Below are 13,450 nucleotides of genomic sequence, written 5' to 3'. Positions count from 1 at the left end.
TCCCGTCAGACCGGCGGGATCTGGCCGAGCGGGATGAAGCCCAGCATTGCCCGGCCCTGGTTCACCCGGACATCGAGCGCCATGGTGCGCTGGCCGCCGGTAAACGACTTGATCAGCCCGGTCACCGTCTCGACCGGTCGCGCGACCTGCGGAAAGGCAAGCTGGAGAACCTGCGAGATGCCGTCGATCCCGGTCAGCTCGACGCTGAAGCGCCCGTCCAGATAGCCCTCCTTATCGAAGGAGAAACGGCCGGAGATCGCGATATGCGAGGCGCGATCGCCGATGGCGAGCGTTGCCTGGTTGAGAATGCCGCTCTTGCCGCGCAGCCCGTGGGAGCGGATCTGTTTGTTCGCCAGAAGCGCCCCACCGTCGTCGATGGTCGCCAGAAGGTTGACGGAAACGGCCGGCAGAGCCTCCGCGTTGTTCTGCGGCCGAAGGACGCCGTTGGTCACCGTGAAGGCAAGATCGAGATCGCCGTCATCATCGCGCACAAGGCCTTGCGCATATTCGGCCGTCAACGTGCCCTGGCGACCTTCCGGAGCGGCAAAACGCGCCGTCAGGCCCTCGATATCATAGGATACCAGACGCGGACCTGCGCGGCCGTAGATCAGCTTGCCGCCAAGATGCTCCCATTCCGAACGCAGGATCATGCCAGCGTCATTGTCGAGCGTTGCCGGCCCCGTCACCGTCGCCATCACCGACCACGGCGCATAGACGGGCGCTTCGGCAAGCAGGCGCGGCGTATCGAAGACGGCGTCGGTCTTCCGGTCCCGAACGTGCAGGCTGTCACAGAAAAAGCCGAAGCTTGCGGGAAAGCCCTGATAGCCGATATCCTCGCAGCTGACGACGGTTTCATTGCCGCTCTGGCCCTCCAGGAGATCGAAAATGCGGGCCTTTACCGTGCGCGCGATGAAGAACCAGCCAAGTGCATAGGCCAAAAGGAGGACGACCAGCACGACCAGCGACCATTTCAGATATTTGCGCGTGCGGGTTGAACCTGCCATGGTGGCTTCCCATTCTGTCCTACGTTTCAATCGGAGTCTGGCATAGCATATGGACGAATTCTGGGTCTTTGGCTACGGCTCGTTGATGTGGAACCCGGGTTTCCCGAACCACAAGCGCGTCAACGCCCGTCTTTCCGGCTATCACAGAAGCCTCTGCGTTTATTCCTACGTTCATCGCGGAACGGCCGAAATGCCCGGCCTCGTTCTCGGCCTCGACAGGGGCGGCTTTTGCGAGGGCGTCGCCTTCGCCGCGAGGAATGATGACGAGGAGGCGGTGATGGCCTATCTGCGCGCCCGCGAACTGGTGACGAGGGTCTATCGCGAACTCGTCCTGCCGGTCCGGCTCGACAATGGCAATACCGTTCCCGCCGTCACCTATGTGGTTGACCATTCCCACAAGCAATATGCAGGCAAGGTGGATATCGACAGGGCGGCCGACATCGTGCGGCGCGGCCACGGCCAGTCCGGCCCGAATCGCGACTATGTGCTGAACACGGTCGACCACCTGAAACAGATGCGCATCGGCGATGCGGCGCTGGAATCGGTCGCCAGGCTTCTGCTCAACGAGCAACCGCGCCCCAGGCACGGCTGAGCGACCTCAAAGCCCTTCTGCTGCCTTCAGTTCCGCGATGCGCTTTCGCGTCACCTCGGGAAGGTCGAGATGCGGGTTTTCGGCGACGGTCTCCAGAAGCAGCCGGTCGCTTTCCCGCTCCATGGTCTCGACGAGTTCGGCAAAGAAGGCTTTCGGCGGCTTTCCCGGCGGAATCGCAGGCAGGACCCGCACCTTGAAATGCCCTTTCTGGCGGCGAAAATTGCCGCGCGGCCAGAACAAACCCGGATGCATGACCACCGGCACGACCGGCACGGCAAGGCCGCTATAGATCATCTGGATGCCGCGTTTGTAGTCCGGTTCTGCTCCCGGCGGCCGACGCGTGCCTTCCGGAAAAATGATCAGCTGCCGACCGGTTTCCACCTCGGCCTTGGTGCGCTTGATCGCGTCGGCCATCGCCCGGCCACTTGCCGCGCGATCGACGGCGATCTGCCGCTGTTTCTTCAGATACCAGCCGAAGAGCGGCATCTGGATCAGTTCGCGTTTCAGCATGAAGACGGAATCCGGAATCCACGGCAACAACATGATCGTGTCCCAGGCGGACTGGTGCTTCGGCGTGATGATGCAGGGCCCCTCGGGGATGTTCTCCAGCCCCTCGATCTCGAACGTCGCGCCGGCCCAGAAGCGCATCTGCCGGTTGACGAACCGGCCCCAGCCCTGAACCACGACACGATAGGCGTTCTCGCGCGAGGCCGAGAAATAATAGGGGGACTGTACGATCATCCTGAGCGCCGTTCCGACATAAAAGGCGGTATTGAAGGCGATGGAACGAAAGATACCCATGCCAGTCATTCTTCCTGTTCGGCGGGGCGAAGAACCCACAGCCCCGTTGCCGCGCGCACATGCGCTCCGATGAACTTCAGATATTCCGACCCCAGCACCTTCACATAGCGCAGATTGTCGTACCAGGGCTTGTCGCCCTCGCCCAGCGGCACGGGATAGCCGACAAACACCGTATCGGGATCGATATGGCGCAATTCGAACAGGCCGCGCGGCAGGTGATAGGCGCTGGTGACGACCAGGACGCGCCGATAGCCGTGCTCTTCGATCCATTTGCGGGTCTCAACCGCGTTGCCGTAGGTATCGAGCGCCTCATAGCCGACATCGACGCAGCATTCGAACAACTGGATGTCGCCGTCGGTGGTCTTGCGAATGCTTTCCGGGGTTGTCGAAGGGTTGACCCCGGAAATCAGAAGTCGCTCTCCTGCGCCCTCGGCCAGCAGCAGAAGCGCCTCGTCGATGCGACGCGCGCCACCGGTCAACACCACGATCGCGTCGGTCTCGTAGATCGGCGGCGGCCTTTCGGCCAGGATTCTGACGGTAAACCACAGGAAGCCGCCGCCAAAGGCAATCATCGCGGCAAGCGTGAGAACCAGAACGGCACGCAGCACGAAGCCCGTGCGCGTGACCGCCCGCCCTCGCGCACCATCCCCGTTGCCGCTCCTTTCCGGCGGCTTGCCGAGTTCGTTTCCCATCGTCCTTCCATTCCGGATGCCTTGCGGCAGCTGACACTGCATCGCCCAAAGGGCAACGCGAATCGGTGGCCGGCCGAATCATTCCGCCGCCCTTCATACAGTACAGACGATATAGCTGAAATTCGGGCCGGGCGACGACGCCGAATAAGTTGAAATTCGGGAGGAGCTAAAGCGTATCGGTGCGGGCCGGGTCCGAACGGATGCGATCGATCTCCCTGATCGTGCGCATCACCGTCAGCCGGGCCGTCAGCGTCGTCAGCGCCGCAATGACGACGATCGTCAGAAGGATTCCCGCATAAGCGCCCCAGCCGATCGATATCTTGCCGAACAGCGCGGTGGCCTGATCGGCCCCGGGGGTCGCAAGGAATCGCGCCTGCCAGAAGCGCGCGACCACGAAAAACAGGCAGGCAAGCCCGCCGCCCAGAAACGCGCCCTTGAGCGCCACGTTGAGAAAATGGTTCTGGAACTGGCGGGCGACGAAACCGCCCTCCGCGCCGACAAAATGCAGCACCTCGACAATGTCGCGACTGCCAGACAGCGCGCCGCGCGTGGCAAAAACCACCGTCAGCACCATGGCAGAGAAGACCAGCGCCATGATCGAGACGCCGATCGTCGTCGTTGCATCGGCCATGGCCGAAAGCCGGTTCACCCAGGCGCGATGGTCATCGAGATAGGCGCCCGGCACGGCGCCCTGAAGGGCCGCGGCCATGGCCGCGAAATCCGGAGGATTGTTCTCGTCGATCGTCACGATCACAAGGCGCGGCACCGGCAATTCATCGAAATCCAGCCCGGTCCCGAGCCAGGGTTCGAGCAGCCGCTCGGTTGCCGCCTCATCGACCACCTGACCGTCGATCGTGCCGACGAATTGCAGCGCCACGTCCCTGGCTGTCAGAAGCGCCTGGTTCATGTCGCGCCCTTCGGCGGGCTTGATCTGGATGGTGACCTCGCGGGAGATGCCGCCCTGCCAGCTTGCCGCCGTGGCGCGCACCATGGAGACGCCGCCGAGCGTCAGGCAGGCGAGAAAGGCCATGATCGCGATCACCGCCATCAGCGCCCGCGACTGCACATTCGCGGGCGGAACGATCGGCGTCGGCTTGCCCCGTTTCTGGCCGACGGCAGGCGGTCTTCGCACACTGCGACCGTCTCCCGTGCCACCCTGTTCCGTCTTCGGCGCCGGCCTTTGGCGCGGCCCGGCATCGGCGCGCGGCGCGGATCTGTCAGGCGTCGGGGTCGCCCGGCTTCCCGGGCGCGCGCGTGGCGGCCGGGTTTCGGCGGTCGGCCTCTGCCGGGGTCGCGCCTGCCCTTCCCCTTGGACAGGTCTTGCCTCGGCCTCCTCCCGTTCGGCCTGCGCGTGCCTCAACCTTTCCCGATCTGCCTTTTCCCGCTCGAGACGCCCGGCCTCGCGCGCTGCGGCCTCCTGCTGCATCTGCCGCTTGCGCGCGGCCTCGGCCTCATGCACGCGGATTTCCTCGCGGCGGCGCTCCTCGAGAATCCGCTCCTCGAGCAGGCGTTCCTCGCGGGCCCGCGCCTCGGCACGGCGGCGCTCTTCCTCGCGCTCGCGCTGAAGACGCTCCTCCTCCAGACGGGGATCGCGGATCGAACGGGGCGGCCTAGTCATAGATATCGAGCCTTCCCTCCGACAGGATCATCCGCCTGGCGTCATAACGGTCCATCAGCGCAATATCGTGGGTGGCGATCACCACAGCCGTGCCCATCCGGTTCAGTTCGACGAGCAGGCTCAGGATGCGCCGCGCCATCGGAGGGTCGACATTGCCGGTCGGCTCGTCGGCAAGCAGCACTTCCGGTTGGTCGATCAGGGCCCGGGCAATCGCCGCGCGCTGCTTTTCCCCGCCGGAAAGCACCGGCGGGCGCACATTGAGCCTTTCGCCGAGCCCGACCCATTTCAGCAGTTCGATCACATCGTTCCGATAGGAGACCTCCTCCCTGCCGCGCACGCGCAGCGGCAGGGCGACATTCTCATAGGTCGTCATATGGTCCAGCAGGCGAAAATCCTGGAACACGATTCCTACGCGGCGTCGCAACATCGGCAACTCCTTGTGGGGGATGACGGCGACATCGCGGTCGAACAGGCGAATGAGGCCACGGGTCGGCTGCAGCGCCATCAGCATCAGCCGAAGAAGCGTCGTCTTGCCCGCGCCCGACGGGCCGGTCAGAAACTGAAAGGAGTGTTTCGGTATGTCGAACGTCATGTCCCGCAGGACTTCCGGACCCATCCCGTATCGCAACCCCACATTTTCAAACTGGATCAGTGTCATGGTCAGCGGACAGCCTTCGCTCTATTTCGGCGCCATCATCGCCGATTATGCATAACAGGTGGTGAACAGAGGGCAAAGCCGGCAGGCGTCCCCGGCATTATCCACGAAGAAATGCTGCCCGTCGCGCGCCCTTTCCGGCGTTTTGATTGCCGCCCGGTTGCAAAGCCATTAAAACCGGAAATTCCCGATAGGCAATGAACGCGGCGCCCCGGCGCACCGCAGAAAATGAGGAGCGCCCCCATGCACGTCGTTCGCGGCAAGAATATCGAAGTGCTGTTCTCGACCGAGGACATCGCCAGGCGCAATGAGGAACTCGCCAATGAAATCGCGAGCGGCCCCGCCAGGGACCTGCTCGTCATCGCCATTCTGAAGGGCTCCTTTGTCTTCGCCGCAGACCTGATCCGTGCGCTGCACAAGGTGGGCCTTGCCCCGGAGGTCGAGTTCATGACGCTCTCAAGCTACGGCACCGGCACCGTCAGCCGCGGCGTGCGCCTGGTCAAGGATATCGACAGCCTCGTGGAAGGCCGGGACGTGCTGCTCGTCGACGACATTCTCGAATCCGGCCGCACGCTGAGATTTGCCCGTAACCTGATGCTGGAGCGCGGCGCGGCCAATGTCTCGATCGCCGTGCTGCTCGACAAGCAGAACAAGCGCGAAGAGGTTCTGGAGGCCGACTATGCAGGCTTCCACTGCCCGGACCGCTTCGTCGTCGGCTACGGCATGGACGTGGCCTATGCCTTCCGCGAGCTTCCCTTCGTCGGCGTTATCACCGGTGATGCTTAACCAAGGTTAAATCGCGGTAACAGAGCTTGTTAACTACATAAATTGCCATTTTTCGATGTTTACTTCTCGCTAGGAAAGTTCTGGTGATCTCTACGGCAACAAGGCCCGGAACAACGGGCATGCCGCAAGGGTTTTGACAAGACAGAAAGAACTGGACAGCGCCATGGCTAGGATTTTGATCACGGAAGACGAAGCATCGCTCAGGGCATTCGTCGCGCGTGCGCTCAGGCTCGACGGGCATGAAACGGTCGAGGCCTCGGACGGCGCGGAAGGGCTGGAACGCCTGGCGGAGAGCAATTACGACCTGCTTCTCTCCGATGTGCGCATGCCCATCATGGACGGCATCGCCCTTGCCCACCAGGCGGCCAGCACCCATCCGGGCATGAAGATCCTGCTGATGACCGGCTTTGCCGAACAGCGCGAACGCGCCGACGACCTGATGGAAAAGATCGTTGACGTGGTGCCGAAGCCTTTTGCCCTGCCCGATATCCGCAAGGCCGTCGCCCGCGCGCTGGCCGCGTAGGTATCTGCCTCGATCATGCCGGGTTGAACGTCCAGGGGCAGCGCATCTCTGCGTCGGCATGACGATCCGGCGGGGTTAATTCCCCGTCTCAGGCTCCAGCAAGCGCTCCAGATAAGGCGGCTCTGAGGGAAGCGGAGCATCCTCGTTCAACCGTTCGCGGATGGCGTCGAGGATCTCGCGGGCGCGCTCGACCGTAAATTCGTCCGGCACCTGAACATCATCGCCAAAATCAAGTCCGTCCGAACCCTGATTGCGGCCAAGCGGATCGCGACCAGTCTGGCTGCCCCAACCGGTCTGGCCGTTCGGGCCCTGCTGGCCCTGGCCCTGGCCCTGCGCCATCATCGAATTCATCATCTGCTGGGCGCCCTGACGCAGGGCCTCCAGCGCATTGCCCTGCCCGTCCAGCGCGCCTTCCCCCTCGCCTTCGCCGAGTGACTCGGCGGCGCCGTCCATCGCCTCTCCGGCGCGGTCGAAACCCTCGGCAGGCGGCATGCCGAGCTCGGAAAGCTTCTGCTGCATCTCTCCGAGCTGTTCTGAAAGCGCCTGCTGGCGCTCCTGAAGCTGGCGCAGCGCCTCGCGCAATTCCTCCGCCGTCATCTCCTGCGGTGAAGGTTGCTCATCGCCGTTCCGGCCCTGCTGCTCGCCATCCTGGCGCGGCGGCGGGTCGCCCCACTGCTCGCGATCGCGCAATTGCTGGTCAAGCTCGAAAGTCTCGTTCATCAGCCGCTGCTGCTCCTGAATGAGTTCGCCAAGCCGGTCGATCTGCTCGCGCATCTCCGAATTCTGCTGCCCCTGCTGGGCCGTGGAAGACGGCGGCCGGATGTTGTTCATCATCCGCTGCAATTCCGACAAGAGCTGCTGGGCGGCGGCGCGATCGCCGGAGCGGGCAAGGTTTTCGAGCTGGTTCAGGAGATTGTCGAGATCGCGCTGGCGCAGCGCCTGCTGCGCGCCCTGCTGCATATCGGACGGCTGCATGCGTTCGGCCATTTCAGACAGGTATTCCTGCATCGCCTGGCGCAATTCTTCCATCAACCGGGCGATCTCCGCATCGGAAGCGCCGTCGCGCAGCGCCTCGCTCAGGGCATCCTGCGCCTCTCTGAGGCGTCGCTCGGCATCCGACAATGCGCCGTCCTCGATCCCGGTCGCGATCGCCCAGAGATAGTCCGCCGTATCGAGATAGCTCTCCTCGTCATGGGCAAGCAGCATGCGCGTCTGGGCCGATTTGATCAGGAGGAACTGCGTGAGATCGGGGATCGTCTCCTCGGGGCGCAGGGTGATCGCCGCGCTATATTGCAGCGCTTCCGGCATGGCCCGGGTATCGAGCGCGAAGATCTGCCGCTGTTCGGCGACAGAGCCTGCGAGCAGGTTGTAGAACGTCCGTGCGGGCAGCGCCATTTCCAGCGGCGCGCTGCGGGCGACATGGCCGGCCGCATCTTCCGCAACCAGCGTGATCGTGACCGGTTTGCCCGAAAGCGGATGTTCGGTGAGATTGCGGCTCGTGAAGGCGGAATGGTCCTTGCTTGAGCGAGAGGGCATGTTGAGCGGAAACTCCGGCGGCGGATAGAGCGGTCGCGCATCCGCATCGACATTTCCCGTCGGCGCTATTTCCGCACGGGCGGTCGTGACGCCGTAATCATCGGAGACCGTGTATTCCAGTTCCAGCGCGCCGTTTGCCGCCGCCTTCGGCCTGCCCTTGAAGGCGATGACCGGCATTTCATCCGGCACGACGCCGATGACCCATTGCCGTCCCGCCGCTTCCAGCAGGCCGCTCGATGCCAGGGTGAAGCGGGCGCTGCGCATCATGTCGCCGTCCTCGGCCTCGTCCGGGGCCTGCGGCGCGTCCGCATCATCCGGCACGAAGACGATCGGCGCATCGGCCCCCTTGCCTGACAGACGCACCGTCAGCACCGAGCCTTCCGGAATGGCTTCCACCTGATCGACGCCGTCGGCCTGAAGATAGACCGGAGCCTTGCGGGTATAAGGCGGCGGCGAGATCCAGGCATCGAATCGCAGAGCCAGCGCCGTCTCGCTTTCTTCCGCCGGCGGCAGGAAGGCATCCGCAAGCCGCCCGGAGCCGGTCGCCCCCGAATAAAGGAACGCCACAAAGAGCATAAGCGCGGGAACGGCGCGCAGGCCGTGCGGGTCGACCGTCGACAGATCGGGCCGGACATGGCCGCTGCCGAAACTGCCGAGCTTTTCGGCCATGCGGCGCTGGTGGGCATGCCATAGGGCAAGCGCCTCCGGCGTCTCGCGCGCCGGCCTGTCTCCAGCAACGGAAATGGCCTGATGGGCAAGCGCGTTTTCACGCTCCAGACGTCGCTCGGCTTCTGCCCGGGTCGGCATTTTGAACCGCCGCAGCGGCCAGAAACCGGCGAAAAAGCCGCCGACAAGCAGCAAAAGGAGAACGACCCTCAGGGCAAACGGCACGGCGTGAAACAGGCCGAGCCAGGAAAAGGAAAGGTAGAGCGCCAGCGCACAGGCGGGCCAGACCAGGCCGGGAGCCAGGCGCTCGACAATTAGGTTGAAACGGGCAAACGCGCGACCGCGGGCAATGCGCCGCATCAGCGCCTTGCCTTGTCTGGCCTTGTCCGGGTCTTGCGTGCCGGTGTCTTGCTGTCGCGCGGTCATGGGTCCCGTTTGTCGCGCCTTTCGGCGGCGGCGTGAACGATACGCAAACCATAGCACGGTTTATGACGATAGCGAGGAGACGAAGACGAATATGGGCAAATCCGTCTTCAAGACTTTGCGAGCAGCGTCACATCCAGTCCGGCACGGAATCAAGCCCGATCAGTTCTTCGTAACTGCCGCGCGGACGGATGACGTGGTAGCGGTCGCCGTCGACCAGCACTTCCGGCACCAGAAGGCGGGTATTGTATGTGCCGGCCTGCACCGCGCCATAGGCGCCTGCCGTCGAGACCGCCAGAAGATCGCCCGGCTCGGGCCTTCCCATCTCGCGCGAAAGCGCCAGATAATCGCCCGTCTCGCAGACCGGACCGACGACATCGGCGACCAGCCGCTCAGCCTTCGGGTTCAGGATCACCGGGCGGATCGCGTGATAGGCCTCATAAAGCGTCGGGCGGATAAGGTCGTTCATCGCGCCGTCGACGATAACGAAGCTTTTCGACTCCGCATCCTTCACATAGATCACTTCGGTGACGAAAATCCCGGCATTTCCGGCGATCATCCGCCCCGGTTCGGCGACGATCCGGCAATCAAGGCCGGCCAGTTCCTCGCGGATGACGGCGGCATAGGCCGTCGGCTCCGGCGGCGGATTGTTGTCGAACTCGTAGGGAATGCCGAGCCCGCCGCCGACGTCGACATGATCGATCGCATGGCCGGCGGCCCTCAGTTCCGAAACCAGCGTCCTCATCAGCCGGAACGCATCGCGGAAGGGCGAGAGCTCGGTGATCTGGCTGCCGATATGCATGTCGATCCCGGTGACGCGGATGCCGGGCAGTTCCGCCGCGCGGGCATAAACGGCCTCTGCGCGAGAAAAGGCGATGCCGAACTTGTTTTCCTTCCTGCCCGTCGAAATCTTGGCATGGGTCTTCGCATCGACATCCGGATTGATGCGGAAGGAAACCGGGGCTTCGAGACCCTTCGCTGCCGCACGGGCGCTCAAGACCTCAAGCTCCGGCTCGGATTCGACATTGAAGCAGTAGATACCGGTCTCAAGCGCGAAATCGATTTCCCGCACCGTCTTGCCGACGCCGGAGAACACGATCTTTTGCGGCGCGACGCCGGCGGCCAGCGCGCGGCGCAGTTCGCCTTCGGAGACCACGTCCATGCCCGCCCCGAGACCGGCCAGAAGCTTCAGGATCGCCTGGTTCGAATTGGCCTTGACCGCGTAGCAGACAAGCGCGTCCGAACCGGCAAAGGCTTCGGCGAAGACCTTGTAATGGCGCGTGAACGTGGCCGTGGAATAGCAATAAAAGGGCGTGCCGACGGCCTCGGCGATGGCCGGAATGGAAACGCCCTCGGCAAAGAGCACGCCGTCGCGGTATTCGAAGTGGTTCACGAGAAAGGACCCGGCTAGTTGAGAAGGGAATCGAGAATGAAGGGCTCGCCATCGACGGCGGCATCCGGCCCGGCATTGACGACATTGTCGCCGGATCCGTCGAGGATGACCGGCTTGTCGTTCGGCGCGATGCGGATGGCCGGCGTATTGGCGCTCTGCGCCTCGCGCTCTACCTGTTTGGGCGTTGCCGGCGGCACTTCCAGCGGGCCACGCCGCCCGCAGGCGGTCAGCACCAGTGCGCTCGCCAATAATGCCGCAACGGCGATCCTGTCTTTTCTCATGGCACTCTCCACCGCAAGCCTGAACAAACCCGATGCCTCTCCTGATAGCCGATCAGGCGAGGCTTGTGCACCCTCAAACGCGCGAATTCAAACGCGCTCGCGCCACCAGGCAATCTGCTTTCTCACCTCGTCCGGCGCCGTGCCGCCGAAGCTCTTGCGGCTGGCCACCGAGGCCTCGACCGTCAGCACATCGAAGATGCCGTCCGTGATCGCCGAATTGATCTCCTGAAGCTCTTCCAGCGTCAGTCCGGCGAGGTCGCAGCCCTTCTTTTCGGCAAGCGCAACGGCGCGGCCGGTCGCGTGATGGGCGTCGCGGAAGGGCAGCCCCGCCTCGCGTACCAGCCAGTCGGCAAGGTCGGTGGCGGTGGAGAAGCCGGAACCGGCGGCAGCCTTCATCGAGGCCGTGTTCACCGTCAGATCGCCGATCATGCCGGTCATGGCGGCAATCGCCAGATCGAGGCTCTTTGCGGCGTCGAAGACCTGTTCCTTGTCTTCCTGCATGTCCTTGGAATAGGCGAGCGGCAGACCCTTCATCACCGTCAGAAGCGCTACCAGCGCGCCGTTGACGCGGCCGGTCTTGGCGCGCACCAGTTCGGCGGCATCGGGGTTCTTCTTCTGCGGCATGATCGAAGAACCGGTGGAGAAACTGTCGGACAACCGAACGAAATTGAACTGCGGCGTCGACCAGATGACGATCTCCTCGGCAAGACGCGAAAGATGCGTGCTGCAGATTGCGGCGACAGACAGAAATTCCAGCGCGAAGTCGCGATCCGATACCGTGTCGATGGAGTTGCGCGTCGGTCCGCCGGAAAAGCCGAGCGCTTCGGCCGTCATGTGCCGGTCGATGGCAAAGCCCGTGCCCGCGAGCGCCGCGGCGCCGATCGGGCTTTCGTCCAGATGTTCGATCGCGTGGCGCACGCGCTTGCGATCGCGGCCAAACATTTCGACATAGGCCATGCAATGATGGCCGAAGGTGACGGGCTGGGCGGTCTGCAGATGGGTGAAGCCCGGCATCACCGTCTCGGCATGTTCTTCGGCGCGGGCGAGAAACACGCCGATGAGGCGCGTCAGCGCGGCCTCCGTCTTGATGAGCTCTTTCTTCACCCACAGACGAAAATCGAGCGCCACCTGATCATTGCGCGAACGCGCCGTGTGCAGTCGCCCGGCGGCGGCCCCGATCAGCTCGCGCAGGCGCGATTCGATATTCATGTGAATATCTTCGAGCTGGCGCGAGAAGGCGAAACGTCCCTCGTCGATCTCACGACGAATTGTTGAAAGGCCCTCCAGAATTGAGACCTTGTCCTCTTCCGAAATGATGCCCTTTTCGGCAAGCATGGTCGCATGGGCGATCGAGCCGTCGATATCCTCGTTATAGAGAGCCTTGTCGAAATCGATGGAGGCATTTATCTCCTCCATGATCGCGTCGGGGCCGGAGGCGAAACGCCCGCCCCACATTGTATTCGAGGTGCTGTTGTCGGAAGCCATGACGTGCCTATCTGGAGAGTGACATGACGAAGAAGAGCCGCAAGAGCCCCATCTCCGCCAGACTTGTTCTTATCGCGCTTGTTGCCGGGCTCATCGCCGGCGCTGTGGCGGTATACGTGAAAAATACGTTCACTGGCAATGGCGCGGGCGAACTGGCGACAGCCGGACAGTGCGAAAGCGCGGTTGCAACCGCTGACGCGCTGAAACCATTGTCGAAAGGCGAGGTCGCGGCCTTCATTCCCGCCGAAAAGCCGCGCCCGATGCAGAACCTCGCCTTCAATTCCGATGCCGGCGCGACATCGCTTTCCGCCTTCACGGGCAAGACCGTGCTGATGAACCTCTGGGCCACCTGGTGCGTGCCCTGCCGCGAGGAAATGCCGGCGCTTGATGAACTCGAAGCCGAAATGGGCAGCGATGATTTCGAGGTCGTCGCCGTCAATATCGACACGGGCTCCGACGAGAAGCCGAAGACATTCCTCGACGAGATCGGCATCTCCTCGCTCGCCTTCTACCGCGACGGGACCATGGGCGTGTTCAACACGCTGAAAAAGGACGGCCTCGCCTTCGGCCTGCCCTCGACCATCCTGATTGACGGGAACGGCTGCCTGCTCGGTTCCATGAACGGCCCGGCCGAATGGGCAAGCGATGACGCCAAGGCGCTGGTGGGGACGGCGATCGGACGCTGATGCCCGCCGCAGCCCCGACCGCTCCTTGCAACTGCCATTGTTCTTTCTCCCGAAACCCGAGTCGTCAAAAGCCTCAGGTCGCCCCGGCATTTACGCGGCGGAATCGGAATATACGATCCTGACGGCAGACGGCGGCGTTTCCGGCACGTTTCACGGCGTGACCACGACGCTGGCCTATCTCGTTCCGTTCCTCGACTACACCTCCAATGCGGTGCTGCTCCGGCTGCCCGCGATGGTTCTGCCTTCGAGCGCTACGCACAGACGCCGAACCAGCGCGCGGCGGCCTTCACCGTAGCTGGCGTGCCGGTC

The 13,450-nt window shown here is 63.5% G+C and carries 14 protein-coding genes; 5 read left to right on the top strand and 9 right to left on the bottom strand.

Annotated elements, in window-relative coordinates:
• Nucleotides 1-5: 5 nt before the first annotated feature.
• Complete coding sequence (locus AZF01_RS01410) at nucleotides 6-1,004, bottom strand: DUF2125 domain-containing protein (RefSeq protein ID WP_024707787.1); 999 nt, start codon at nucleotides 1,002-1,004, stop codon at nucleotides 6-8.
• A gap of 49 nt (nucleotides 1,005-1,053) precedes the next feature.
• Here AZF01_RS01410 and AZF01_RS01405 point away from each other — a divergent pair, with 49 nt between their 5' ends.
• Nucleotides 1,054-1,596 (top strand): gamma-glutamylcyclotransferase, encoded by a 543-nt coding sequence (locus AZF01_RS01405; RefSeq protein ID WP_024707786.1) that lies wholly within the window; start codon nucleotides 1,054-1,056, stop codon nucleotides 1,594-1,596.
• Nucleotides 1,597-1,602: 6 nt separating this feature from the next.
• On the opposite strand, the gene AZF01_RS01400 is transcribed toward AZF01_RS01405, so the two are convergent.
• From AZF01_RS01400 to ftsE, 4 genes are all read right to left on the bottom strand, one after another.
• Nucleotides 1,603-2,397 carry a 1-acyl-sn-glycerol-3-phosphate acyltransferase gene (locus AZF01_RS01400; RefSeq protein ID WP_024707785.1) on the bottom strand — a complete coding sequence of 265 codons (795 nt, stop codon included), beginning with the start codon at nucleotides 2,395-2,397 and terminating at the stop codon, nucleotides 1,603-1,605.
• A gap of 5 nt (nucleotides 2,398-2,402) precedes the next feature.
• Complete coding sequence (locus AZF01_RS01395; RefSeq protein WP_024707784.1) at nucleotides 2,403-3,089, bottom strand: YdcF family protein; 687 nt, start codon at nucleotides 3,087-3,089, stop codon at nucleotides 2,403-2,405.
• A gap of 166 nt (nucleotides 3,090-3,255) precedes the next feature.
• Nucleotides 3,256-4,137: an ABC transporter permease gene (locus AZF01_RS01390; RefSeq protein WP_244435544.1), complete on the bottom strand. Its 882-nt coding sequence runs from the start codon at nucleotides 4,135-4,137 to the stop codon at nucleotides 3,256-3,258.
• Nucleotides 4,138-4,699: 562 nt separating this feature from the next.
• Complete coding sequence (gene ftsE, locus AZF01_RS01385) at nucleotides 4,700-5,359, bottom strand: cell division ATP-binding protein FtsE (protein WP_024707782.1); 660 nt, start codon at nucleotides 5,357-5,359, stop codon at nucleotides 4,700-4,702.
• 246 nt (nucleotides 5,360-5,605) lie between these two features.
• On the opposite strand from ftsE, the gene hpt reads away from it, so the two are divergent.
• Both hpt and AZF01_RS01375 read left to right on the top strand, forming a co-directional pair.
• Nucleotides 5,606-6,148: a hypoxanthine phosphoribosyltransferase gene (gene hpt / locus AZF01_RS01380; protein WP_024707781.1), complete on the top strand. Its 543-nt coding sequence runs from the start codon at nucleotides 5,606-5,608 to the stop codon at nucleotides 6,146-6,148.
• A gap of 163 nt (nucleotides 6,149-6,311) precedes the next feature.
• Entirely contained in the window at nucleotides 6,312-6,671 is a 360-nt protein-coding gene (locus tag AZF01_RS01375) for a response regulator (RefSeq protein ID WP_024707780.1), read from the top strand.
• Between the two features lie 75 nt (nucleotides 6,672-6,746).
• On the opposite strand, the gene AZF01_RS01370 is transcribed toward AZF01_RS01375, so the two are convergent.
• From AZF01_RS01370 to argH, 4 genes are all read right to left on the bottom strand, one after another.
• Entirely contained in the window at nucleotides 6,747-9,299 is a 2,553-nt protein-coding gene (locus AZF01_RS01370; RefSeq protein WP_024707779.1) for a TIGR02302 family protein, read from the bottom strand.
• A gap of 127 nt (nucleotides 9,300-9,426) precedes the next feature.
• Nucleotides 9,427-10,689, bottom strand: a complete 1,263-nt coding sequence (gene lysA, locus AZF01_RS01365; RefSeq protein ID WP_024707778.1) for a diaminopimelate decarboxylase — start codon at nucleotides 10,687-10,689, stop codon at nucleotides 9,427-9,429.
• Nucleotides 10,690-10,703: 14 nt separating this feature from the next.
• A complete protein-coding gene (locus AZF01_RS01360) occupies nucleotides 10,704-10,970 on the bottom strand; it encodes a lipoprotein (RefSeq protein ID WP_024707777.1) in 267 nt (88 codons plus the stop codon).
• An 87-nt stretch (nucleotides 10,971-11,057) separates the two neighbouring features.
• Nucleotides 11,058-12,455, bottom strand: coding sequence for an argininosuccinate lyase (gene argH / locus AZF01_RS01355; RefSeq protein WP_024707776.1), 1,398 nt, complete (start codon nucleotides 12,453-12,455; stop codon nucleotides 11,058-11,060).
• A 23-nt stretch (nucleotides 12,456-12,478) separates the two neighbouring features.
• On the opposite strand from argH, the gene AZF01_RS01350 reads away from it, so the two are divergent.
• Nucleotides 12,479-13,141 (top strand): TlpA disulfide reductase family protein, encoded by a 663-nt coding sequence (locus AZF01_RS01350; RefSeq protein WP_024707775.1) that lies wholly within the window; start codon nucleotides 12,479-12,481, stop codon nucleotides 13,139-13,141.
• 25 nt (nucleotides 13,142-13,166) lie between these two features.
• The gene (locus AZF01_RS01345; protein WP_152534509.1) at nucleotides 13,167-13,436 is read left to right on the top strand and encodes a hypothetical protein; all 270 of its coding nucleotides are present in this window, start codon (nucleotides 13,167-13,169) and stop codon (nucleotides 13,434-13,436) included.
• Nucleotides 13,437-13,450 lie beyond the last annotated feature (14 nt).

This window comes from Martelella sp. AD-3 (genome assembly GCF_001578105.1).
Lineage (GTDB): Bacteria > Pseudomonadota > Alphaproteobacteria > Rhizobiales > Rhizobiaceae > Martelella.
Note: the sequence above shows the minus strand (reverse complement) of the source record. Positions and strands in the feature narration are given on the sequence as shown.